The following is a 23,820-nucleotide window of genomic DNA, read 5'->3' as shown; positions in this document are numbered from 1 at the left end:
AATTATAAAAAGATTTTAATTAATTTAGGAGGTAATAGGAAATGGCAAAAATAATTGGAATTGATTTAGGAACAACAAACTCTTGTGTATCTGTAATGGAAGGTGGAGAACCAACAGTTATACCAAATGCTGAAGGATCAAGAACAACTCCATCAGTAGTATCTTTCCAAGGAAACGATGAAAGATTAGTAGGTCAAGTTGCAAAAAGACAGGCAATAACTAACCCAGAAAAGACTATAATTTCTATAAAAAGATATATGGGAACAGATCATAAAGTTAACATAGATTCAAAAGAATATACTCCACAAGAGATATCAGCTATGGTACTTCAAAAATTAAAGGCTGATGCAGAATCTTATTTAGGAGAAAAAGTTAATCAAGCAGTAATAACTGTTCCAGCTTATTTTAATGATAGTCAAAGACAGGCAACTAAAGATGCTGGTAAAATAGCAGGACTTGAAGTTTTAAGAATAATCAATGAACCAACTGCTGCAGCTCTTGCTTATGGAATGGATAAAATGGATACAAACCAAAAAATATTTGTATATGATTTAGGTGGCGGTACTTTTGATGTATCTATACTTGAACTTGGAGATGGAGTTTTTGAAGTAAAAGCTACTAATGGTGATACAAAATTAGGTGGAGACGATTTTGATCAAAAGATAATAGATCATATAGCAGAAACTTTTAAAGCAGAAAATGGAATGGACTTAAGAAATGATAAAATGGCAGTACAAAGATTAAAAGAAGCTGCAGAAAAAGCTAAAATTGAGTTATCTTCATCAACTCAAACTAATATAAATCTACCATTTATAACTGCAGATGCAACAGGTCCAAAACACATAGATATGAATTTAACTAGAGCTAAATTTAATGAATTAACTCATGATTTAGTACAACGTACTTTAGAGCCAATGAAAAAATCTTTAGATGATGCAGGTCTTACACTTTCAGATATAGATAAAGTTATAATGGTTGGTGGATCTACAAGAATACCAGCTGTTCAAGAAGCTGTTAAACAATATACAGGAAAAGATTTAACAAAAGGCGTTAATCCAGATGAAGTTGTTGCAATGGGTGCTTCAATACAAGCAGGAGTATTAACTGGTGATGTTAAAGATGTATTACTATTAGATGTTACTCCATTAACTCTTGGAATAGAAACATTAGGGGGAGTAGCTACTCCATTAATAGAAAGAAATACTACAATACCAACTAAGAAAAGCCAAGTATTCTCAACAGCTGCTGACGGTCAAACTTCAGTTGAAATACATGTAGTTCAAGGTGAAAGACAAATGGCAGCAGATAATAAGAGCCTTGGAAGATTTACTTTATCTGGAATACCTTCAGCACCAAGAGGAGTTCCACAAATAGAAGTTACTTTTGATATAGATGCTAACGGAATAGTTAATGTATCAGCTAAGGATAAAGGAACAGGAAAAGAAGCTAATATAACTATAACAGCAACTACAAATTTAACAGATGATGAAATAGATAAAGCTGTTAATGAAGCTAAGAAATTTGAAGGCGAAGATAAAAAGAGAAAAGAAAAAATAGAAATTAAAAATAATGCAGATCAAGTAGTTTATCAAACAGAAAAAGCTTTAAATGATTTAGGTGATAAAGTTTCTGCAGAAGATAAGAAAACTGTAGAAGAAAAATTAAAAGCTGTTAAAGATATAAAAGATGGAGAAGACTTAGAAGCAATTAAAAAAGCAACAGAAGATTTAACTCAAACTTTCTATGGAATTTCTTCAAAAATTTATCAAGCACAAGGAGCTCAAGGGGGACAACAAGGTGCAGGATTTAACCCAGGAGCAGGTGCTGGAGCTGGTGCAGGAGCACAACAAGGCGCTGAAAACAATGAAAAGAAAAATGATGATAATGTAGTAGATGCAGATTATAAGGTTGAAGACGATAAATAAAAAAAGTAATGACATATTTCATAAAGTATGTATAATATATATATGGGAAGTTAAGGGACGGAGTTTAACTCCTCCCTTAATTTAAGTATGGAATTATTTTATTAATAAGATAATAGTTAACTATCATTAAATAGGTGGTGAAAAAAGGATGGCAGGAAAAGATTATTATAAGGTTCTTGGTTTAGATAAAGGTGCAAGTCCAGAAGAAATAAAAAAAGCATTTAGAAAACTAGCCATAAAATACCATCCAGATAAGAATAAGGGCAATAAAGCCGCAGAGGATAAATTTAAAGAAATAAATGAAGCTTATCAAGTATTATCAGATCCTCAGAAAAAAGCTCAATATGACCAATTTGGTACTACAGACTTTGGTGCAGGTGGAGCAGGCGGTTTTAATGGTTCAGGATTTGGTGGCTTTGATTTTTCAGATTTAGGTGGATTTGGAGATATATTTGATTCATTCTTTGGTGGAGGAGGAGGTTTTTCTTCTGGTGGAAGAAGACGAAATGCTGCACAAAGAGGAGCAGATATAGAATATTCTATAAACCTAGATTTTAAAGAAGCGGTATTTGGAGTAGAAAAAGAAATTTCTATAAAGAAAAAAGATAAATGTGATGTTTGTAGTGGAACAGGGGCAAAACCTGGTACTACTGCTAAAACTTGTAGCAAATGTGGTGGAACAGGTCAGATAAAGGTTCAAAAGAATACTATACTAGGAAGTATGATGACTGTAACTACATGTGATAAATGTAATGGAAGCGGAAAGACAATAGAAAGTCCTTGTCATAAATGTAATGGTACTGGAACAGTAAGAAAAACAAAGACAATAAAAATTAATGTGCCAGCAGGTGTTGATACTGGAAATGTTATACCAATAAGAGGAGAAGGTGAACCAGGAGTAAATGGTGGTCCTTCAGGGGATTTATATATAAATATACGTGTAGCACCAGATCACACATTTAAAAGAAGAGGCTTTGATATTTATATAGATACACACATAAGTTTTCCAAAAGCAGTTTTAGGAACAGAAATAAAAGTTCCTACAGTTGATGGCAATGTTAAATATGAAGTTCCTACTGGAACACAATCAGGAACAACATTTAGATTGAGAAACAAAGGAGTTCCTAAAGTAGGTGGAAGAGGAAGAGGAGACCAATATGTTACTGTAATTGTAGATGTCCCTAAATCCTTAAGTAATAAACAAAAAGAAGCATTACTTATGTATATGGAAGCTAGTGGTGAATCTACTAAGCATATTGCTAAAGATTCTTTTATAGATAAATTAAAAAAGAATTTTAAATAGTATACTAAAGTTGCATAAATTTTATATTTTGCAAGCTGCCATAGGATAAGGCAGCTTGTTTTTCGTTAATATAAGATATATAGTTAAATGTAACATTGTAAATCAAATATATTTGTAGTTTATTTTAAATCTATTTATTAGGTTTATTAAAAGAACTTAAAGATTGATATAACAATGTAATAATTATTTATATAATAATTTGGAGGTTAATTTATGAATAAAGATTGGTTAGAAGTTACTATATACACAAGTAGTGAAGCAGTAGAGGCAGTGTCTGGAATACTTTATAATACAGAAATAGAAGGAGTTTCTATTGAAGATCCTCAAGATATAGAGTTTAAAAAGAAAAATCCAGGAGATTGGGATTATTTTGATGAGACTTTACTTAAAGTTAAAGATTCAGCTATAATAAAAGGATATTATAAAGAAAATGATGATTTTGAAAAAACTATAAAATATATAAAAGAATCTGTTGAAAATTTAGGTGAATTTGGAATAGATAAAGGAGAAGGAATAGTTACAGTAGCAGAAGTTAACGAAGAAGATTGGGCTAATAACTGGAAAAAATATTATAAACCTACTAAAGTATCTGATAAAATAGTTATAAAGCCTATATGGGAAAACTATTTAAAAAAACAAGAAGAACTAGTTGTTGATTTAGATCCTGGAATGGCTTTTGGAACAGGTACTCATGAAACTACTAGAATGTGTATAAAATCATTAGAAAAGTATATAAATAAAGACTTTGAAGTTTTTGATATTGGTTGTGGATCAGGAATACTTTCTATAGTTTCAAGTAAATTAGGAGCACAAAAGGTAATAGGAGTAGATTTAGATCCTGTAGCTGTAAAATCATCAAAAGAAAACTTAACTTATAATGATTGTTCTAATGTTCACATATTAGAAGGAAATCTTATGGAAGTAGTTCATGAAAAAGCAGACATAGTAGTTGCAAATATAATAGCTGATGTAATAATGTTTTTATCAGAAGGAGTTAAGAATTTTATAAAAGAAAAGGGATATTTTATAGCTTCAGGAATATTAAATACAAGAAAAGAAGAAGTAATAGAAAAATTAGAAAAAGAGAATTTTAAAATAGAAGAGATAATAGAAGATGGGGAATGGGTATGTGTTGTAAGTAGAGTTTAGATTATTATTATTTTAAAGTAGGTGATTTGTTTGCATAAGTTTTTTGTGCCAGCTACAAATATAAATGACAATATAGCTTCTATAGAAGGAGAAGACGTAAAACATATACATAAAGTTTTAAGATTGAAACCAGGAGAAAAAGTAAGTATAAATAATTGTAATGGAAAAGAGTATTTAGGAATTATTGATACTATAGATAAAAAATTAGTTTTAGTAAATATAATAGAAAAACTAGATAAAAATAATGAATCTCAATTAAATATATATTTGTATCAAGGTTTTCCTAAATCTACAAAGATGGATTACATAGTTCAAAAATCAACAGAATTAGGGGTTAAACATATAATACCTTTAATAACTAATAGAGTAGTTGTTAAAAATCAAAATAAAGAATCAAAAAAAATTGATAGATGGAATAGAATAGCTTTAGAAGCTTGTAAACAATGTAAAAGGTCTATTATACCTAAGGTTTACGATCCCATAAAATTTGAAGAAGCTATAGATCAGATGAAATCTATGGATTTAGTACTAGTTCCTTATGAAAATAAATATAACTATGGAATAAAATCTCTTATGAAAGACATATCAGAAATAAAAGATAATATAAAAAATATAGCTATAGTTATAGGGCCAGAAGGCGGATTTGAAGAAAGTGAAATAAAAAAATTACAAGACGAAAAAGCTAACATAATTACTTTAGGACCTAGAATATTTAGAACTGAAACTGCTGGAATAGTTTGTTCGTCAATAATTTTATATGAATTAGGAGATTTAGGAGGCATTTTGTAATGAAAGTTGCTTTTTCTACTTTAGGATGTAGAGTTAATCAATATGAAACAGAGGCTATGTCAGAAAAATTTATAAAGCAAGGCTATGATATAGTACAGTTTAATGAATTGGCAGATGTTTATGTAATAAACACTTGTACAGTAACTAATATGGGAGATAGAAAATCAAGACAAATGATAAGTAGAGCTAGAAGAGAAAATGAAAATGCCATAATAGCAGTTGTAGGTTGTTATTCTCAAATAGCTCCAGAAGAAGTTTCTAGTATAGAAGGTGTAGATGTAGTACTTGGTACTAGAAACAAAGGTGATGTGGTATATTGGGTACACAGAGCTATGGAAGAAAAAGAAAAGATAATAGAAGTAAAGGATGTTTTGAAAAATAAAACATTTGAAGAACTTAATATAGAAGAATATCAAGATAGAACAAGAGCTTTTTTAAAGGTGCAAGATGGATGTAACAGATTTTGTTCCTATTGTCTAATTCCTTTTGCAAGAGGAGCTGTTTGTAGTAAAGATCCAAGTAAAGTTATAGAAGAAGTGCGCAAATTAGCTAATCACGGATTTAAGGAAATAATACTATCAGGAATAGATATAGCTTCTTATGGTGTAGATTTAAATGAAAACTGGGATTTGCTTTTACTATTAAAAGAATTAGATAAAATAGAAGGGGTTACTAGAATAAGAATAGGTTCTATAGATCCTACATTTTTTAAAGATAATATAATTGAAGGTATTGGTAAACTTAAAAAATTATGTCCTCATTTTCACCTGTCACTTCAAAGTGGGTGTAATGAAACTTTAAAAAGAATGAATAGAAAATATACAGTAGAGCAGTATAAATACATAGTTTCTAGTCTTAGAGAAAGAATAAAAGGTGTATCTATAACTACTGATATAATAGTAGGATTTCCAGGAGAAACAGAAGAAGAATTTGAAAAAACTTATAATTTTTTATCAGATATAAAACTTTCAAAAATGCATGTTTTTAAATTTAGTCCTAGAAAAGGTACTAGAGCAGCTAAAATGGATAATCAAATTGATGGGAAAATTAAAGAAAAGAGAAGTAGCAAACTTATAAAACTGGATAAAATTCAAGAAAAGGAATTTATAAATAAATTTATAGGACAAAGTATGAGTGTGTTATATGAAAAATTAAGTAAACAAGATGGATACTATGAAGGCTATACTCCTAATTACATAAAAGTTTTATCTAATTGTGAAAATGATATTTCAGGAAATATAGTTGAAACTTGTATTGAAAAATCAGATCAAGAATTTGCCTATGGTAAAATTTAATATATAGAAGGAATCTATAAAAACCTATTGAATAAAACTATAAGGAGGTGATAAAATGACAGATTGCATTTTCTGTAAGATAATAGAAGGAGATATACCTAGTGAGAAAGTATATGAAGATGAACTAGTATATGCATTTAATGATATAGAACCAGCAGCACCTCATCATGTTTTAATAATACCAAAAAAACATATATCTAGTTTAAATGATTTAAATGAGGAAAATAGTAAAGTTATTTCTCATATATTTATAATAGCTAGTAAAATAGCAAAAAAACTAGGTGTAGATAAAGATGGATATAGAGTTGTTTCAAATTGTGGAGAAGCTGGAGGTCAAACAGTGCCTCATGTCCATTTTCACTTGATTGCAGGTAGAAACTTACAGTGGCCACCAGGCTAGATATAGCTTGATATGATTTATTTAAAGCTACTTATATTAAATCATTGACAGCTGTATAAAATATGTTGTATAATACCTAGTGTGTTATTTTGGTCCGCATTAACTGCTTTTTTATTTTACTAAACTGAACTAGCGGAGGGAGGGAGAAAATATGTCAGAAATAAAAGTTGGAGAAAATGAATCACTAGAAAATGCACTAAGAAGATTTAAGAAAAAATGTGCAAGAGCAGGTGTTTTATCAGAAGTTAGAAAAAGAGAACACTATGAAAAACCAAGTGTAAAGAAAAAGAAAAAATCTGAAGCTGCAAGAAAGAGAAAATTTAGATAGTTTTAAATAAATGATTTCTTTGAAAGAGGGTATTAGATTTAATGTCTCTTAAAGAAACTTTACAAGAGGACTGGAAGAAGGCCTTAAAATCTAAACAGAAAAAAAGGGCTAACATAATAAGTATGCTTAAATCATCTATTCTTTTGGTAGAAAAAGATAAAAGAAGAGATCTTAATGATTCTGAAATTATTGATGTTTTATCAAAAGAAGTAAAGCAGCGCAAAGAAGCTTTGGAAGATTTTAAAAAGGGAAACAGACAAGACTTAATAGATGAAACTAATTTCGAATTAGAAGTTTTGTTAAGTTACCTTCCTCAGCAGTTGACTGAAAATGAGATTATGGAAATTATTAATCAAGCGGTTAATGTTACAAAGGCTAATAGTATAAAAAACATGAAAGATGTTATGAATATTGTTATCCCTAAGATTAAAGGCAGAGCTGATAGTAAACTTGTAAGTCAAAAAGTTAAAAATATTTTAAGTAAACAATAAAAGCTGAGTTTTACTCAGCTTTTTTTATTTTTTGTTTTAAAGTACATTTGATAAATATTTTATAAAACAATAATATTTATTAGTCATTTATAAAACATTTATTTCATAAATTAGTATGAAAGCAGTTTTAGAGGTGATAAATTGGGCAAAAAATTTTATAAAACAAGGCAAACAATAGCTGAAAAACTTGAATTGCCTAAAGATATTGTGTTGAACTTACCTAAAATAGTTGTTACAGGAGATAGAGAAATTACTATAGAAAATCATAGAGGGGTAATCAGTTTTGATGATGATGAAGTGAAAGTTAATTCTGGGTCAGGGTTGATATGCATATATGGGAAGAATTTTGAAATATTATTTATGGGAGGGACCACAATAACTATAGGCGGAAGTTTTAAATCTGTGGTTTATGAAAAAGATGAGTAATATGAATTTTAGAAAATTTAAAAAGGCAGTTATTACTATTGAAATTCAATCCTTGATACCTGAAAAATTTGTTAATTTACTTTGGAAAAATAGTGTAGAAATAAAAAACATAAGAAAAATAAGTATGACTATAATGGTAATGGAAGTGAATTTGAAAGACTATAAGACAATCAAGTGTATAGCTAAAAGAACAAGAACTAAAGTTAAGATAGTAGATAGAAAGGGAATTTCTTTTTTTATATTAATGTTAAGAAAGCGAATAGCATTTATAGTTGGTACTATTTTATTTATAAGTATGTTATTTATTATGTCCACATTTATATGGAAGATAGATATACACTGTGAAGGAGGCGTAAATGTTACTCCCTATGAAATAAGGCAAAAGTTAAAAGGATATGGTGTAACTTTAGGAATAAATAAATCTCAAGTGGATATTTTTAATATAGAAGAAAATTTAATAAAAGATATAGATAATATAATGTGGGTAAAAGCTAGACTTGAAGGATCTAAGCTTATAATAAAAGCTCAGGAAAGACAATCACCACCAGAAATTATTAAAGATGATGAACCTTGTGATTTAGTAGCCAAAAAAGATGGAGAAATACAGAGGGTATATACAATAAACGGAACACCTGTAGTTAAAAAAGGTGATATAGTTAAAAAAGGTGATGTTTTAGTTAAAGGAGAACAAGGAAATGAAGAAGAAACTGAAAAATATTTTGTACATTCTAAGGGAAAAGTAATAGCAAAGACATTTTTTGAATTAACTAAAGAAGTGGATATATATAAAACAAATAAAATTAGAACAGGGAAAAAATCAAAAAGATTTTATATGAATTTTAGAGGAAAGAAAATATATTTTACAAAGGGTGCAAATAAATTTGATAAATATGATAAAATAGAAAGTAATAAATTTATTTTTGGTAAAGAAGAGTTTTATGAAGTTAAAGAGAAAAAAGAAAAAGTAAATGTAGATAAAGTTGTTAATGCTGAAAGTTTAAAAATGTATAATAAGATTGTAAATCAGTTTGACAAATCTATTAAAGCTGTTGATAAAAAAATTAATCATAGTATAAGTGGAGATAAGTGTAAAATAAGAGTGCTTGTAATAGCAGAAGAGGATATATCAAAACCAATTAAAATTGATGATACCATAGATGAGGATAAGGAGAATGAAGACGGTAGCGAAAAAGACAGCAATCAAGAACATAATAATCAAAATGATGACAATCATTAAGATTCCATGGATGAGATATACAAAAGGTGGTATAGTTTATGAGGAAAATATCTATGAATAAGATAATGAAAGATTATAGATTTAAAAAATATCTTATATTTTTTATTACATTTATATGTACTTATGTTATTTTAATAACAGGATTAGTAACTAAAAAGTACGATTTAAAAGAAGGAGATATACCAAAGACAAATATTAAAGCTCCAATGGAAATAAAAGATGAATCTTCTACAAAAGCTAGACTAAATCAAGCATTAGAAGCTGTTACTCCAGAATACACAAAAAAAGCAGAAGTAAAAACAGAGGTTTTAAATAATATAAAAAGTTTTTTTCTGCAAGTTGAATCAGTGTCTTCAAAATATAGTGATAAAAATCAAGCTACTAGTGAATTAGCTAAAATATCTAAAATTAACTTGTCAAAGGATCAATATGAATCAATACTTAGTTTAGATAAAGAAGGAGTTAAGAAGTTACAAGAGTTTTTAATAAATCTTATGTCAGATTTATATGAAAACTATAATATAATAGATGAAACTGATACTAAAGGTGTAGTGGGGAAAACTATAAAAAAAGCACAAGACAGTATATATATAAAAGTTAGATCTTCAGATTTATCTAGTAATCTTAGTAGATTAGCTGAAACAATAGGGATTCATGAGATAAAACCTAATTATTTTTATGATAAGGAAAAGACAGAAGAAGCAAAAAAAGAAGTTATAAAAAATACACCTCCTGTTATGATAAAGAAAGGACAGATAATAGCTAAAGAAGGGGAGCCAATAGGCAAGGTCGAATTAGAAATTTTAAAAGAATTAGGACTTTTAAATACTAGTTCTAATTTCCAATGGTATACATTTATTAGTTTAGCTGCCCTTGTATTATTGGTACAATTTATCCAATGGATGTATTTATATAAATATCATAGTAGTTGTTTTGAAAATTCTAACAATCTAATATTAATAAGTTTAGTAAATTGTGTATTTTTACTTTTAGCTAGAAGTTTAACTATAATATCTCCTTTTTTAATACCTTTAGCTTGCGTTCCTATGATGCTTACCCTTCTTTTAAATCATAGGATATCATTAGTAGTAAGTTTGCTTAATTGCATACTAATAGCTGTAGCTGTAAATTTTAATGTAGAGATATTATTAATATCAATAGTAAGTGGTGTTTTAGGAGCTACCTTTTTAAGAAAGATGCAGCAGAGAAATGATATAATATATATTTCTTTGTATATAGCAGTTATAAATGTGATACTTTCTTTTTCCGCAGGGTTTATATTAAGTAACAGTGTTATTGATGTAGGCAAAAAAGCTCTTTTTAGCTTTATTGGAAGTATAATATCTGCAGTTCTTACTATAGGATTTTTACCTTTGCTTGAGAGTACATTTGATATAGTAACTACAATGAAATTATTAGAACTTTCAAACCCTAATCATCCTTTATTAAAAACACTTTTAATAAAAGCTCCAGGTACATATCATCATAGTGTTTTAGTAGGAAATTTAGCAGAAGTTGCAGCAGAAATCGTAGGAGGAGATCCTATTTTAGCAAGAGTAGCAGCTTACTATCATGATATAGGTAAAACTAAAAGACCTTATTTCTTTAAAGAAAATCAAGTTGGAAGAGAAAATCCCCATGATAAAATATCAGCTAATCTGAGTGCTTTAATTATTATTTCCCATGTAAAGGACGGATTAGAAATTAGTAGAGAACATAAGATACCTAAAATTATACAAGATATAATACAGCAGCACCATGGTAATTCTTTAGTCAAATATTTTTATATAACAGCTAAAAATAATTGTGAAAGACCAGATCAGATAGATGAAAATCACTTTAGATATGATGGACCTGTTCCAGAAACTAAGGAAGCTGCTATAATAATGCTTGCAGATGGAGTAGAAGCTGCAGTAAGATCTATAAATGATCCTACAAATGAGAAAATTAAAGCAATGGTAGAGAAGATAATAAAAGATAGACTAGATGAAGGACAATTAGATAATTGTGAATTAACATTAAAAAATATTAAAAATATTAAAGAATCTTTTTTGAAAGTTTTAACAGGTATATATCATCAAAGAATAGAGTATCCAGAAGATAAATGGATAAAGAAATAGGAGGACGGAAATGATATACTTAGACAATAGACAAAATAAAATACAAGTAGATGAGAATTTAGAAAGTACTTTAAAAAAAATTATTGATTATGCTTTAAAAGAAGAAAAGGTATCTGTTGATTATGAAGTAAGTGTTATATTTATAGATAATGAAGAAATAAAAAATATAAATAAAGAATGCAGAAATATAGATAAAGTTACAGATGTGCTTTCTTTTCCAATGCTTCCTTATAAAGAAGGTAAAGTTTATAAAGATTGTTATTTAAACTATGAATTTGATGATAGCGATTTAGATGAAGGAAGATTAGTATTAGGAGATATAGCACTTTCACTTGAAAGGGCAAAAGAACAAAGTATAGAGTATAAACATAGTTTTTTAAGGGAAGCCTGCTATTTAACTATCCATTCCATTTTACACCTTTTAGGATATGATCATATGGAAGAGGAAGAAAAGAATATAATGAGAAAAAGAGAAGAAGCAATTCTTGAAAAGTTTGATATATTGAGATAAATATAAAAAGTAAGCTATAAATTCAATAGTATTAGGTGGTGTTTGGTTATTGAAGGTTAATAAGCTTTTAGATAGCTTTAATTATGCCATAGATGGAATTATATATGCAGTTAGAACCCAAAGAAACATGAGAATACATATGATTGTAGCTCTTTTGGTTTTAACTGCTTGTTTTTTCTATGATCTAACTAAAATAGAATTAGTAGCTATATGTATAGTAATAACATTAGTTATCTTTGCAGAACTTATAAATACCGCAATAGAATTTGCTATAGATGCTACTACAAACTACTATCATCCTTTAGCTAAAATATCTAAAAACGTAGCAGCAGGAGCTGTATTAGTTACTGCTATAAATGCTGTTGTAGTTGGATATTTAATATTTTGGGATAAATTAAAATATATAAATTTTGTTCTTATAAACAAAGTAAAAGATACTAACCCTTATACTATATTTATAATTTTGGTTATTGTTTGTATATTAACTATTGTAGCTAAAGCTCTGTATGGAGAAGGAACACCATTAAAGGGTGGAATGCCAAGTGGTCATAGTACTCTAGGCTTTTCTATAGCAACTTTAATAGCTTTTATAACTGAAGAATTTCCTATTATTGTTTTAAGCTATTTTTTAGCATTTGTAGTAGCTCAAAGTAGGGTAGATTCAAAAGTTCATTCTATATTAGAAGTTGTTGTTGGAGCTATATTTGGAACCCTTATTACTACCATTTTATTCAAGATATTTGGATAATGGTTGAAATAACAAAAAATAATGTTATAATTTATTTACAATATAAATGACAATAAAATTTAAGTTCATAGGAGGATATTATATGAAATATGATAACCTTATAGTGAAAGCTATAGAAGCTAGAGAAAAAGCTTATGTTCCATATTCACATTTTAAAGTTGGAGCAGCACTTATTACAGAAGATGATAGTATTTACACAGGTTGTAATATAGAAAACTGTTCTTATGGAGCTACAAATTGTGCAGAAAGAACAGCTATATTTAAGGCGGTTTCAGAAGGATATAGGAAAATAAAAGCTATTGCTATAGTAGGAGATGAAAAAAACTACACTGCTCCTTGTGGAATATGTAGGCAGGTAATAAGTGAATTTGCAGATAAGGATATAGATATTATAATTGTTAAAGATAAAGATAACTATAAAATTAAAAAGATGAATGAAATTTTACCAGATTCTTTTACTAAAGATAATTTACTATAAGCCATATAAAAATAAATAAAATATTTGAGTGTGGTTAATTTAAGGAGATAAGATATGTTTAAATCAGGATTTATAACTATTGTAGGAAGACCTAATGTAGGAAAATCTACTTTATTAAATGCAATAATGAAAGAAAAGTTATCTATTGTTTCTTGTAGACCACAAACTACAAGAAACAATATACAAACTATACTTACAGAAGAGGACTATCAACTTGTTTTTGTTGATACACCAGGAATACATAAGCCTAAACATAAGCTTGGAGAGTATATGGTTAAAGTAGCATCAGATTCTATGAAAGACGTGGATATTGTACTATTTTTAGTTAATGTAGATTCTAAACCAGGAAAAGGAGATTTATTTATAGCTGATCAATTAAAAGATATAAACAAACCAGTATTTTTAGTTGTAAATAAAATTGATGAAAATCCAAGAGAAAAGGTAGCAGAAACATTACAAGCTTATTCTAAACTTATGGATTTTGAAGAAATAATACCAATATCTGCGCTTAAAAATAAAAATGTGGATTTATTAAAAGAACTTATGGTTAAAAATTTAAAAGAAGGTCCTAAGTTTTATCCAGAAGATATGATAATAGATCAAAATGAAAGATTTATAGTATCAGAAATAATAAGAGAAAAAGCATTAAGACTTTTATCAGAAGAAGTTCCTCATGGAATAGCTATTGAAATAATTAAAATGAGAAAAGATAAAAAAGGGATATACAATATAGATGCTAATATGCTTTGTGAAAAGAAATCTCATAAACCTATAATAATAGGTAAAGATGGAAAAATGTTAAAGAAGATATCTCAATATGCAAGACAAGATATAGAAACTTTTTTAAATAATAAAGTTTACCTTAAATTATGGGTTAAAGTAAAAGAAGAGTGGAGAGATAGTAATTTATTATTAAAGGAATTAGGATATAAAAGGCAAAAGTAATATAGTAGTATATTAACAGATTTAAAAGCAAAATCTATAAATAGCATATAATATATTATTATATTAAATACAAATAAGAGGTGATTAGTGTCTGTCTGTATTTAAAACAAGAGGGGTTGTAATAAAAACTCAAGATTATAAAGAATTTGATAAGTTAGTGTGGTTATACACAGAAAAATTAGGAAAAATAACTTGTATAGCTAAAGGTGCTAAAAAAAATAGAAGTAAGTATTTTTCTAATACTATGCAGTTTTGTTATGGAAACTATGTTATTTACAAAGGTAGAAATTTATTTAATATATCTGAAGCTGAAATTATAGATTCCTTTCAAGATTTTCTAAAAGACTTAGATACTTTGACATATTGTTCTTATTTGTGTGAGCTAATAGATATCTGTGTACAGGAAAAAGAAAGCAACAGATATTTATTTAAAGAACTAATGGTGAGTTTTTACTTAATAAAAACTAATGCCATAGATATAGAAGTATTAACAAGAGCATTTGAAGTTAAATTATTAAGAGCAACAGGATATGAATTGAACTTAGATAGATGTAGTTTTTGTGGTAAAAAGATAAATAAGTCTAATTATATAAATTTTCAGTACTTATCAGGTATATGCGATGAATGTGAAAAGATTAATGGCGTGTATATAAATTTAGAAACTTACAATGTTCTTAAATATTTACTTAAGATGCCTTTAGAAAAATTACATAGATTATCTATTTCTAAAAATACTAAAAAAGAATTATTTAAAATTTTATCTATGATAATATCTCAAAATTATATGAAGAAGCCTAAAAGTCTTCAAATGTTAAATTTTATGAAGGAGGATTAAAAATGAGCGAAGTAACTTTGGAAAAGATTGACATAATAAGAGAGAGGAGCGGTGTTACCTATACTAAGGCAAAAGAAGCATTAGAAGCCTGTGATGGTAATGTAGTTGATGCTCTAGTGTATATAGAAAATGAAGAGGAATGTGATGAAAGTTCAAATTATACAACAAAAGAAGAATTTGTAGATTGGATAAAGAGTTTAGTAAGTAAAGGGAATGTAAATAGGATAAAAGTTAGAAAAGGTGAAAAGGTTATTGTAGATATACCAGTTAATGCAGGTGTAGCAGCTACATTAGCAGCATTAGTTTGGCCACCACTACTTGGAATAGGAGTAGCTGCAGCTATATTTACAAAAGTTACTATAGAAATAACAAAAGATGATGGAACTGTTGAAGTAGTAAATAAAATAATAAAAAATACTGCTAAAGATATAAAAGAAAAAATGCAAGATACAACTTCTAATATAAAAGATAAATTTAATAAAGAAGATGAAGAAGACGAAAGTGGTTTTTATCAATATACTGTTAATTTCGAAGATGATGATAATAAAAATGATTCAGAGGAAAATAAATAAGTTAATTTGTATATAAGAATCAGTAGTATATGTGCTGCTGATTTTTATATTTTTAATAAATAGTATATAATATATAATAAATGTATTATTATAATTCATAACAAAATGTCTCCTTATTATTTACAAATCCAATAAGTATATTAATTCTAGATTATATTAGGATAAAATATAGCGCAATGAAAAGAAATTCACAATAAGTATAACATAATTTGAAATAATCTAGCATAAATAATGAAAAGTGATATACTAATGTTTCGAATTTAGTGATATAATAATCATAAAAGATATTATATTACTAAAAAATATGGAAGAGGGTGAAGGCTATTAAACTATCTGAAAGACAAGAACGTATAGTAGAATTAGTAAAGGAACATGAACCTATAACCAGTGAAAATTTAGCTGGCCACTTAGGCGTTACTAGAGCAGCATTAAGACCGGATTTGGCTATATTAACAATGATGGAAGTATTAGAGGCAAAACCAAAAGTAGGATATATTTATTCCCATAAGCCTTCATATAGTTTTTTATATGACTATATAAATAACATAGAAGTAAAGAGTATAATGTCTAGCCCTATTATGGTAGAAGAAAATACTACAGTTTATGATGCCATTTTACATCTATTTTTAAATGATGTAGGAACTATATTTGTTCATAATGAGCATATATTAGTAGGGGCAGTTTCAAGAAAAGATTTTTTAAAATTTGCTATGGGCGGAACAGATATGCATAAGGTTCCAGTAGGAATCATAATGACTAGAATGCCTAATATTGTATATGTTAAGAAGGAAGATCCAGCATATTTAGCTGCAAAGAAAATAATAGAACATGAAGTAGATAGTCTTCCTGTAGTTGAAAAGACTTCTGAAAATGGAAAAGAAGAATTAAAAATTATAGGTAAAGTATCTAAAACTAATATAACTAGATTATTTGTAAAAATGGGAGAGAATAAATAACACTTAATAGTGTGAATTAGAATATAACATAAAGTATAAAGGGGATGTTTTGTTATGGTTAAACACAAATATGTATATCTTTTTAGTGAAGGTAATTCTAAAATGAGAGAACTTTTAGGTGGTAAAGGAGCAAATCTTGCAGAAATGACTAATATGGGAATTCCAGTTCCAGCAGGATTTACAGTAACAACTGAAGCTTGTACAAAGTACTATGATGATGGAAAAAAGGTAGATGAAAATATAGTAGATGAAATAATACAAGCATTGAAAGATATTGAAAATAAAACAAACAAAAAATTTGGAAGTGAAGAAAATCCACTTTTAGTTTCAGTAAGATCAGGTGCTAGAGTTTCTATGCCAGGAATGATGGATACTATTTTAAATTTAGGATTAAACGATAACACTGTAAAAGTATTAGCTAAGCTTACTAAAAATGAAAGATTTGCTTATGATTCTTACAGAAGATTTATACAAATGTTTTCAGATGTAGTTATGGGATTAGATAAAAGAGATTTTGAAGACGTTTTAGATGAAATAAAAGAGAAAAAAGATGTTAAATATGACACTGATTTAGATTGCACTGATTTAATATACGTTGTGAAAAGGTTTAAAGACATATATAAAAAGGCAATAAAAGAAGATTTTCCTCAAGATCCTAAAAAACAATTACTATTAGCTATAACAGCAGTATTTAGTTCATGGAATAATCCAAGAGCTATAGTTTATAGAAGACTAAATGATATACCAGGAGACTGGGGAACAGCAGTAAATGTTCAAGCTATGGTTTTTGGTAACATGGGAGATACTTCAGGAACAGGAGTTGCATTTACAAGAAATCCTTCTACTGGAGAAAATCAAATATTTGGGGAATATTTGATAAATGCTCAGGGGGAAGATGTTGTAGCAGGTATAAGAACACCACAGCCAATAACTAAGTTACAAAAAGAATTGCCAGAATGTTATGAACAATTCATAGATATAGCTAACAAATTAGAAATTCATTATAAAGATATGCAAGATATGGAGTTTACCATAGAGCAAGGTAAATTATATTTTCTTCAAACTAGAAATGGAAAAAGAACTGCAGCTGCAGCTTTAAAGATTGCAGTAGATTTAGTTGAAGAAGAGATAATAACAAAAGAGGAAGCTCTTCTTAAAGTGGATCCTAGTAAATTAGATACACTTCTTCATCCTAAATTTGACGAAGATGATTTAGAAAGTGCTACAAGTGTAGCAAGGGGCCTTCCTGCATCACCAGGAGCTGCTTCAGGTAAAATATATTTTACAGCAGAAGATGCTAAAGCTCATCATGATATAGGAGAAAAAGTAATATTAGTTAGATTAGAAACTTCACCGGAAGATATAGAAGGTATGGTATCTTCAGAAGGTATCCTTACAGTAAGAGGTGGAATGACATCACATGCAGCTGTTGTTGCTAGAGGCATGGGAACATGTTGTGTTGCTGGCTGTGGAGATATATCAATAAATGAAAAAGAAAGATATTTTATAGTAAAAGGAAAAACTTATAAAGAAGGAGATTATATTTCACTTGATGGAAATACTGGAAGTGTATATGGAAGACTTATAAAAACAGTTGCTCCTGAAATAAGTGGATATTTTGCAAAATTCATGGCCTGGGCAGATAAGATAAGAGTAATGAAAGTAAGAACAAATGCAGATACTCCTAGAGATGCAGCTCAAGCAGTTAGTTTTGGTGCAGAAGGAATAGGACTTTGTAGAACAGAGCATATGTTCTTCCAAGAAGAAAGAATAACAGCAGTAAGAGAAATGATTCTTTCAAAAACAGAAGATAAAAGAAGAAAGGCATTGTCTAAAATACTTCCAATGCAAAAAGAAGATTTTATTGGAATATATGAAGCTATGGGAGAAAGACCGGTTACTATAAGACTTTTAGATCCGCCACTACATGAATTTTTACCTAAAAAAGATGAAGATATAGAAATTTTGGCAAAAGAAATGAATATATCTTTTGAAGAATTAAAAGATACAGTATCTTCTTTACATGAATTTAATCCTATGATGGGTCACAGGGGCTGTCGTTTAGCAGTTTCTTATCCAGAAATAGCAGAAATGCAAACAACAGCAATAATAGAAGCTGCTATAGAAGTTTCTAAAAATAATAATGTGAAAATTAAACCAGAAATAATGGTTCCATTGATTGGTGAATTAAAAGAAATGAAATATGTTAAAGATATAGTAGTTAATACGGTAAATAAAGTTTTTAAAGATAAAGATATAGAATTAGAATATCAAGTAGGTACAATGATAGAAATTCCAAGAGCGGCTATAACAGCGGATGAAGTTGCTAAAGAAGCAGAATTTTTCTCATTTGGCACAAATGATTTAACACAAATGACTTTTGGATTTTCAAGAGATGATGCAGGTAAATTCTTAACTTGCTATTACGATAAGAAGATTTATGATTTTGATCCATTCCAAAGAATAGATCAAAATGGTGTTGGTAGATTAGTAGAGATGGCAGCAGAATTAGGAAGAAAAACTAGACCAAATATAAAACTAGGCATTTGTGGTGAGCATGGTGGAGAACCTTCATCAATAGATTTTTGTCATAAGGTAGGATTAGATTATGTATCTTGTTCTCCATATAGAGTACCAGGAGCGAGACTTGCAGCAGCTCAATCACAAATAAACAATCCAAGAAAATAAAAATTATATTAAAAGGCATCTTATATTTATATAGGATGTCTTTTAGCATAGAAAAATAAATAAAAAGTGAAGGGTTTTACAGCTGTTTATGAGATGTAATACCTTAGGGACTCCTAATAAATAGTTTATTAGGAGTATTTAAGGTAGAATAAGATTTTTAATATTTATTTACTTTAATATAATTATAATTAATTATATTAAAGTGATAAGTTTAGTACTAATAGATAACTATAGTCATATTTTTATTATTTATAAATAAGTTGTAAGTTTTATTTATGTTTAGTTTTAACTATCTTAGTTATAATCTATTAGAGATTTATTAAATTTATTTTCTATGTGTTTACTAAATTTATATACAAAATTCATTTGATTATTGATGTTTTCTGTGGATTTATTTAATATTTTCTGGAAAGAATGTTTGTTGCATTTTTTTATATTGTTATAATAGTCTTTAGATATTTTCCAAAACTTTTGAGGAAAGCATAGATAGCTTAATATATATTTGTATTCATCAAAAGTTAAAGGATCTTTTTCATCATAACTATTAAGAACATCAATAGTCAAATCAACATCCCAATTAGTAGAGGATCTTCTAAGTAATCTTCTTAAAAAATATGAAATATCATGAACTCTGTATTCTATAGCGCATTTATCAAAATCTATTGTCCATATGTTATTTTTATAATCAACTATTATGTTTTTATTTACATAATCTAAATGACAAAGGCATCTTTTAAGATTGAAATTTTGTATAGTTGAAGATATTTGAACAGAAATATTAGCTAAAAATAAATTTTTATCAAAACTTTCTAAGAATATATCAGAAAATTTATCTTTACATTTAAATGCATAATTAGAGCATTTAATCAATTGATAAAAATGTTTTTTATAAGACTTAAAAAGTATATCTTTTTTCTCTTTTCTATATCCTCCTTTTATAGGGGTGAAATTTTTACAATAATAGTGCATATTACTTAGATTTTCTATAGATTTAATAACATGCTTTTTATCGTCATAATCACATTTATCTCCTAAAACCCAAGGAGTTAGTATAAAAAGCATATTATTATAGTTTACGAACCTATTTCTATCTTTAGTAGGAAGAATTCTAGGAACATTTATGCCATATCGATATAACCATTCAATTGCTGAGTATACAAATAATAATTCAGATTTATCAAAGTATACTTTTTTTAAACAATAGGTTTCATTTTCATCAACTACTTTGTATATAGCCCTTTGTTTATCAGTATTCTTAAATTTTATTTGGTAAACTTCTGTATTTTGTAAATTATATTTAGGAAGAACGTATTTTTTTACATTTTCTTCAGATAATAAGTTTATATCAAATGACTTAGATTTGTAAGTCATAGTAACACTCCTTATAAAATGCTTCTCTTATATTAATATTAGTATAAAGAGAATATTATACATTATAATAAAAAAAAGGACTTATAAATTTCATATAGAAGTACATATTGAGTTTAGATGTTATAACTTAATAATCAATTATTATATAAAAGGAGGTGGTTTTATGAATATAAGATCAAATATAGAAAAAAAAGAAAAGCTTATATTAAATGATAACGCATCTTTTTCTTTTACTTCTAAAGGTAGAAATATAGAAGAAAAAAAGGATACTCTTAGAACTTGTTATATGATAGATAGAGATAGAATAATTCATAGTAAATCTTTTAGAAGATTAAAACATAAAACACAAGTATACATAAAAACTACAGGGGATCATTATAGAACTAGACTTACTCATACTTTAGAAGTTTGTCAGGTAGCTAAAACTATAGGAAGAGGAATTGGGCTTAATGAGGACTTAATAGAAGCTATAGCTTTAGGCCATGATATAGGACATGTTGCATTTGCTCATAATGGAGAAGCTGTTTTAAATGATCTTTTGCCTAATGGATTTAGACATAATAAGAATAGTGTTAGAGTTTTAACTAAAATAGAAAAAGAAGGATTAGGTCTAAATTTGACAAAAGAAGTTTTGGATGGCATATTATATCATAGTGGTTTTAGTGAAAAGGATGAAAAACCTTATACTTTAGAAGGCCAAGTAGTAAGATATAGTGATAAGATAGCTTATGTAAATCATGATATAGATGATTCTATAAGAGCTGGATTATTAAATGAAAGAGATATACCAATAAATTTATTAAATAAATTAGGATTAACTCATGGAGAAAGAATAAACACTTTAGTTGAGGATTGCATATATACTACTTTAAAAAATTTAAATAATAATGAAGTAGAAGTAGCTTTAAGTAAAGATATTTATAAAGCTTTAAAAAATCTTAGAAAATTTATGTTTGATAAAATTTATAATGGATCTATTTTAAAAGAAGAAAGAAAAAAAGCAAAATTTGTGTTAAAACAAGTTTATGATTATTTTGTAAAAAATCCTTCTAAAATGCCTAAATTATATCTTGATATAGCTAATGATGAGGGTATATATATTGGAGTAGCAGATTATATAGCTGGTATGAGTGATGATTATTGTTTGTTATTATTTAATGAAATATATGTTCCTAAAGTAGTTATATATTAATTTTAAAATAGTTCGATATATATAGTATAAATTGTTAATTATTACAGAAAATAATAAGGCGTAAATTTAAATAATTTATATGATTTTAAAGGAAATACAATAATTATAAAGAATATATAATAGTAACTTCATAATGTCAATTAAAACTTATTGATTTTTTAGCAGGAAAAAAAGAGTTTTTGTCGAATATATTAACTTTGCACGAATAAATACATATCTTATTAAATTTATATAAAAAAAAGTAAGGTGGGAGTAATATTTGATATCGGAAGATGTCATTCAAAGAGTAAAACAAGAAAATGACATAGTAGAAATTATATCAGAAGATGTAAAGCTTAAAAAATCAGGAACAAATTATTTTGGATTGTGTCCTTTTCACAATGAAAAGACACCATCTTTTAGCGTGTCTTCTACTAAACAAATATATAAGTGCTTTGGATGTGGTGAAGCAGGAAATGTTATAAGTTATGTTATGAAAAAAAGTAATGTTACTTTTCCAGAAGCCGTAAAAATATTAGCAGAAAGAGCCAATATAAATGTAGACATAAATAAAGATAACAATTCTAAAAACAATACCAAAGATAAAATTTATCAAATAAATTTAGAAGCTGCTAGGTATTTTTTTAATAACTTGACCAAAAATAAAAAAGCGGTAAATTACTTTATAAATAGAGGTATAACCATAAAAACTATAAAAAAATTTGGATTAGGTTATGGGAAAGATAGCTGGGATGGTCTTTTAAAATATTTAAAGAGTAAGAAGTATAAAGAAAATGACATGCTTGGTGCAGGCGTTATTATAAAAGGTAAAAATAACTCTTTTTATGATAGATTTAGAAATAGAGTGATTTTTCCTGTTTTTAATTATAGAGGGAAGGTTATAGGTTTTGGAGGTAGAGTTCTTGATAGTTCTAAACCTAAATACTTAAACTCACCTGAAACTGAAATATTTAAAAAAGGTATTAACTTATATGGGCTAAACTATGCAATAAAAGGAAATAATAATGACACTTTTATTATAGTAGAAGGTTATATGGATTGTATAGCCTTACATCAGTTTGGAATAACTAATGTAGTTGCATCATTAGGTACAGCATTAACTAAAAACCAGGCAAAGCTTTTAAAAAGGTATGGAAATAGAGTTGTCATTTCATACGATTCTGATGCAGCAGGACAGATGGCTACTATGAGAGGACTTGAAATATTAAAAGATGCTGGATTAGAAGTAAAAATTTTAACGGTTCCAGATGGTAAAGATCCAGATGAATTTGTAAGAAAACATGGTAAAGAAGCATATATGGATCTTGTTAATAATGCCCTTCCCCTTATAGACTATAAAATAGAAATGCAAAAAAAAGGGTTAAATTTAAAAAAGTCTGATGAAATAATAAAATATGTAGAAAAAGTTATTAATATAATAAAAGATTTAGATCCAATAGAGATAGATATGTATATAAAAAGGTTGTCTCAGGAATTAAATGTAGATAATCAAACCCTTTATGACGAATTAAATAAGATAATAAGAAAAAGTGGCAAAAATCATAATAAAATGAATACCTTACAGGGTTTTGGACAAAAATTATATGTAGAGCCTACCTATGTAAAAGCTGAGCGATTAATACTTAAAATTTTATTTTCTAATAAAGAATATTTTGGTTATATACAAGATAACATAAAAAAAGAAGATTTATTATTAGAAAATCACAAAATTATATATCAGTATATAATTGAAAGTTTTCTAGGTAAGGATGATATAGAAAAAAGGAAAATTAACATAGAATCAAAATGTGATGAAATATATATATTAGAAGAATGGGTAAAAGTATTGGATGTTAACTATATATACAATCTAGATTCAATTAAGGATATTATAGATGATTCTATTAAAAATATAAAGAGATATAAGTTTAATAAGAAAAAAGAAGAACTTTTGAATAAAATTAAGAAATGTGAATCAGAAGGGAAGTATGAAGAATCTATATATATGAGTCAGGAACTTGTAAAAATACAAAAAATTCTAGGTGATATGTAGTAAGAATGAAAGGAGGCAATAATAGTGAA

Annotated in this window: 22 protein-coding genes; 21 read left to right on the top strand and 1 reads right to left on the bottom strand. The window is 27.5% G+C overall.

Features of this window, described 5'->3' with window-relative positions; translation table 11 throughout:
* Positions 1 to 41 precede the first annotated feature (41 nt).
* The 19 genes from dnaK to ppdK all read left to right on the top strand — a co-directional run bounded on the left by dnaK (position 42) and on the right by ppdK (position 19,196).
* Positions 42 to 1,925 (top strand): molecular chaperone DnaK, encoded by a 1,884-nt coding sequence (gene dnaK, locus ABDZ71_RS18300; protein ID WP_343764091.1) that lies wholly within the window; start codon positions 42 to 44, stop codon positions 1,923 to 1,925.
* 148 nt (positions 1,926 to 2,073) lie between these two features.
* Positions 2,074 to 3,228 carry a molecular chaperone DnaJ gene (gene dnaJ, locus ABDZ71_RS18295; protein ID WP_343764088.1) on the top strand — a complete coding sequence of 385 codons (1,155 nt, stop codon included), beginning with the start codon at positions 2,074 to 2,076 and terminating at the stop codon, positions 3,226 to 3,228.
* Between the two features lie 213 nt (positions 3,229 to 3,441).
* On the top strand, positions 3,442 to 4,377 hold the full coding sequence (gene prmA / locus ABDZ71_RS18290; RefSeq protein ID WP_343764085.1) for a 50S ribosomal protein L11 methyltransferase: 936 nt from the start codon (positions 3,442 to 3,444) through the stop codon (positions 4,375 to 4,377).
* A gap of 30 nt (positions 4,378 to 4,407) precedes the next feature.
* Entirely contained in the window at positions 4,408 to 5,166 is a 759-nt protein-coding gene (locus ABDZ71_RS18285) for a 16S rRNA (uracil(1498)-N(3))-methyltransferase (RefSeq protein ID WP_343764082.1), read from the top strand.
* On the top strand, positions 5,166 to 6,461 hold the full coding sequence (mtaB, locus tag ABDZ71_RS18280) for a tRNA (N(6)-L-threonylcarbamoyladenosine(37)-C(2))-methylthiotransferase MtaB (RefSeq protein WP_343764079.1): 1,296 nt from the start codon (positions 5,166 to 5,168) through the stop codon (positions 6,459 to 6,461). Before ABDZ71_RS18285 ends, mtaB begins: the two co-directional genes overlap by 1 nt.
* Before the next feature lie 55 nt (positions 6,462 to 6,516).
* The gene (locus ABDZ71_RS18275) at positions 6,517 to 6,861 is read left to right on the top strand and encodes a histidine triad nucleotide-binding protein (RefSeq protein ID WP_343764076.1); all 345 of its coding nucleotides are present in this window, start codon (positions 6,517 to 6,519) and stop codon (positions 6,859 to 6,861) included.
* A 151-nt stretch (positions 6,862 to 7,012) separates the two neighbouring features.
* Entirely contained in the window at positions 7,013 to 7,189 is a 177-nt protein-coding gene (gene rpsU, locus ABDZ71_RS18270) for a 30S ribosomal protein S21 (protein WP_343764073.1), read from the top strand.
* 41 nt (positions 7,190 to 7,230) lie between these two features.
* Entirely contained in the window at positions 7,231 to 7,680 is a 450-nt protein-coding gene (locus ABDZ71_RS18265; RefSeq protein ID WP_343764070.1) for a GatB/YqeY domain-containing protein, read from the top strand.
* Positions 7,681 to 7,821: 141 nt separating this feature from the next.
* Positions 7,822 to 8,106 carry a sporulation protein YqfC gene (yqfC, locus tag ABDZ71_RS18260; RefSeq protein ID WP_343764068.1) on the top strand — a complete coding sequence of 95 codons (285 nt, stop codon included), beginning with the start codon at positions 7,822 to 7,824 and terminating at the stop codon, positions 8,104 to 8,106.
* 1 nt (position 8,107) lies between these two features.
* Positions 8,108 to 9,343, top strand: coding sequence for a sporulation protein YqfD (gene yqfD / locus ABDZ71_RS18255; protein ID WP_343764065.1), 1,236 nt, complete (start codon positions 8,108 to 8,110; stop codon positions 9,341 to 9,343).
* A gap of 38 nt (positions 9,344 to 9,381) precedes the next feature.
* Positions 9,382 to 11,463: an HD family phosphohydrolase gene (locus ABDZ71_RS18250; protein ID WP_343764063.1), complete on the top strand. Its 2,082-nt coding sequence runs from the start codon at positions 9,382 to 9,384 to the stop codon at positions 11,461 to 11,463.
* A 10-nt stretch (positions 11,464 to 11,473) separates the two neighbouring features.
* A complete protein-coding gene (gene ybeY, locus ABDZ71_RS18245) occupies positions 11,474 to 11,974 on the top strand; it encodes an rRNA maturation RNase YbeY (RefSeq protein WP_343764060.1) in 501 nt (166 codons plus the stop codon).
* A 49-nt stretch (positions 11,975 to 12,023) separates the two neighbouring features.
* Entirely contained in the window at positions 12,024 to 12,722 is a 699-nt protein-coding gene (locus ABDZ71_RS18240) for a diacylglycerol kinase (RefSeq protein ID WP_343764057.1), read from the top strand.
* 82 nt (positions 12,723 to 12,804) lie between these two features.
* Positions 12,805 to 13,200, top strand: a complete 396-nt coding sequence (locus ABDZ71_RS18235; protein WP_343764054.1) for a cytidine deaminase — start codon at positions 12,805 to 12,807, stop codon at positions 13,198 to 13,200.
* A 54-nt stretch (positions 13,201 to 13,254) separates the two neighbouring features.
* Positions 13,255 to 14,145 carry a GTPase Era gene (gene era, locus ABDZ71_RS18230; protein ID WP_343764052.1) on the top strand — a complete coding sequence of 297 codons (891 nt, stop codon included), beginning with the start codon at positions 13,255 to 13,257 and terminating at the stop codon, positions 14,143 to 14,145.
* A gap of 91 nt (positions 14,146 to 14,236) precedes the next feature.
* On the top strand, positions 14,237 to 14,980 hold the full coding sequence (gene recO, locus ABDZ71_RS18225) for a DNA repair protein RecO (RefSeq protein ID WP_343764573.1): 744 nt from the start codon (positions 14,237 to 14,239) through the stop codon (positions 14,978 to 14,980).
* A 2-nt stretch (positions 14,981 to 14,982) separates the two neighbouring features.
* Entirely contained in the window at positions 14,983 to 15,552 is a 570-nt protein-coding gene (locus ABDZ71_RS18220) for a DUF4342 domain-containing protein (RefSeq protein ID WP_343764049.1), read from the top strand.
* Positions 15,553 to 15,866: 314 nt separating this feature from the next.
* Positions 15,867 to 16,508, top strand: coding sequence for a transcriptional regulator CcpN (gene ccpN / locus ABDZ71_RS18215; RefSeq protein WP_343764046.1), 642 nt, complete (start codon positions 15,867 to 15,869; stop codon positions 16,506 to 16,508).
* 54 nt (positions 16,509 to 16,562) lie between these two features.
* A complete protein-coding gene (gene ppdK / locus ABDZ71_RS18210) occupies positions 16,563 to 19,196 on the top strand; it encodes a pyruvate, phosphate dikinase (RefSeq protein ID WP_343764043.1) in 2,634 nt (877 codons plus the stop codon).
* Between the two features lie 294 nt (positions 19,197 to 19,490).
* Here ppdK and ABDZ71_RS18205 read toward each other — a convergent pair whose 3' ends face one another.
* Positions 19,491 to 20,567 (bottom strand): CotS family spore coat protein, encoded by a 1,077-nt coding sequence (locus ABDZ71_RS18205; RefSeq protein WP_343764040.1) that lies wholly within the window; start codon positions 20,565 to 20,567, stop codon positions 19,491 to 19,493.
* Between the two features lie 163 nt (positions 20,568 to 20,730).
* On the opposite strand from ABDZ71_RS18205, the gene ABDZ71_RS18200 reads away from it, so the two are divergent.
* Both ABDZ71_RS18200 and dnaG read left to right on the top strand, forming a co-directional pair.
* Positions 20,731 to 21,759 carry a deoxyguanosinetriphosphate triphosphohydrolase gene (locus tag ABDZ71_RS18200; RefSeq protein WP_343764037.1) on the top strand — a complete coding sequence of 343 codons (1,029 nt, stop codon included), beginning with the start codon at positions 20,731 to 20,733 and terminating at the stop codon, positions 21,757 to 21,759.
* 259 nt (positions 21,760 to 22,018) lie between these two features.
* Positions 22,019 to 23,791, top strand: coding sequence for a DNA primase (gene dnaG, locus ABDZ71_RS18195; protein WP_343764035.1), 1,773 nt, complete (start codon positions 22,019 to 22,021; stop codon positions 23,789 to 23,791).
* The last annotated feature ends 29 nt before the right edge of the window (positions 23,792 to 23,820 follow it).

Source organism: Clostridium oceanicum (assembly GCF_039521385.1).
Taxonomy (GTDB): domain Bacteria; phylum Bacillota; class Clostridia; order Clostridiales; family Clostridiaceae; genus Clostridium_F; species Clostridium_F oceanicum.
Note: the sequence above shows the minus strand (reverse complement) of the source record. Positions and strands in the feature narration are given on the sequence as shown.

What these genes read in the sequence shown, in the direction of transcription:
- dnaJ (WP_343764088.1), top strand. Translation starts at nt 2,074, where the DNA reads ATGGCAGGAAAAGATTATTATAAGGTTCTTGGTTTAGATAAAGGTGCA.
- ABDZ71_RS18200 (WP_343764037.1), top strand. Translation starts at nt 20,731, where the DNA reads ATGAATATAAGATCAAATATAGAAAAAAAAGAAAAGCTTATATTAAAT.
- ABDZ71_RS18205 (WP_343764040.1), bottom strand. Translation starts at nt 20,567, where the DNA reads ATGACTTACAAATCTAAGTCATTTGATATAAACTTATTATCTGAAGAA.
- ybeY (WP_343764060.1), top strand. Translation starts at nt 11,474, where the DNA reads ATGATATACTTAGACAATAGACAAAATAAAATACAAGTAGATGAGAAT.
- ABDZ71_RS18235 (WP_343764054.1), top strand. Translation starts at nt 12,805, where the DNA reads ATGAAATATGATAACCTTATAGTGAAAGCTATAGAAGCTAGAGAAAAA.
- ABDZ71_RS18275 (WP_343764076.1), top strand. Translation starts at nt 6,517, where the DNA reads ATGACAGATTGCATTTTCTGTAAGATAATAGAAGGAGATATACCTAGT.
- era (WP_343764052.1), top strand. Translation starts at nt 13,255, where the DNA reads ATGTTTAAATCAGGATTTATAACTATTGTAGGAAGACCTAATGTAGGA.
- dnaK (WP_343764091.1), top strand. Translation starts at nt 42, where the DNA reads ATGGCAAAAATAATTGGAATTGATTTAGGAACAACAAACTCTTGTGTA.
- ABDZ71_RS18250 (WP_343764063.1), top strand. Translation starts at nt 9,382, where the DNA reads ATGAGGAAAATATCTATGAATAAGATAATGAAAGATTATAGATTTAAA.
- ABDZ71_RS18220 (WP_343764049.1), top strand. Translation starts at nt 14,983, where the DNA reads ATGAGCGAAGTAACTTTGGAAAAGATTGACATAATAAGAGAGAGGAGC.
- prmA (WP_343764085.1), top strand. Translation starts at nt 3,442, where the DNA reads ATGAATAAAGATTGGTTAGAAGTTACTATATACACAAGTAGTGAAGCA.
- ppdK (WP_343764043.1), top strand. Translation starts at nt 16,563, where the DNA reads ATGGTTAAACACAAATATGTATATCTTTTTAGTGAAGGTAATTCTAAA.
- ABDZ71_RS18265 (WP_343764070.1), top strand. Translation starts at nt 7,231, where the DNA reads ATGTCTCTTAAAGAAACTTTACAAGAGGACTGGAAGAAGGCCTTAAAA.
- rpsU (WP_343764073.1), top strand. Translation starts at nt 7,013, where the DNA reads ATGTCAGAAATAAAAGTTGGAGAAAATGAATCACTAGAAAATGCACTA.
- mtaB (WP_343764079.1), top strand. Translation starts at nt 5,166, where the DNA reads ATGAAAGTTGCTTTTTCTACTTTAGGATGTAGAGTTAATCAATATGAA.
- yqfD (WP_343764065.1), top strand. Translation starts at nt 8,108, where the DNA reads ATGAATTTTAGAAAATTTAAAAAGGCAGTTATTACTATTGAAATTCAA.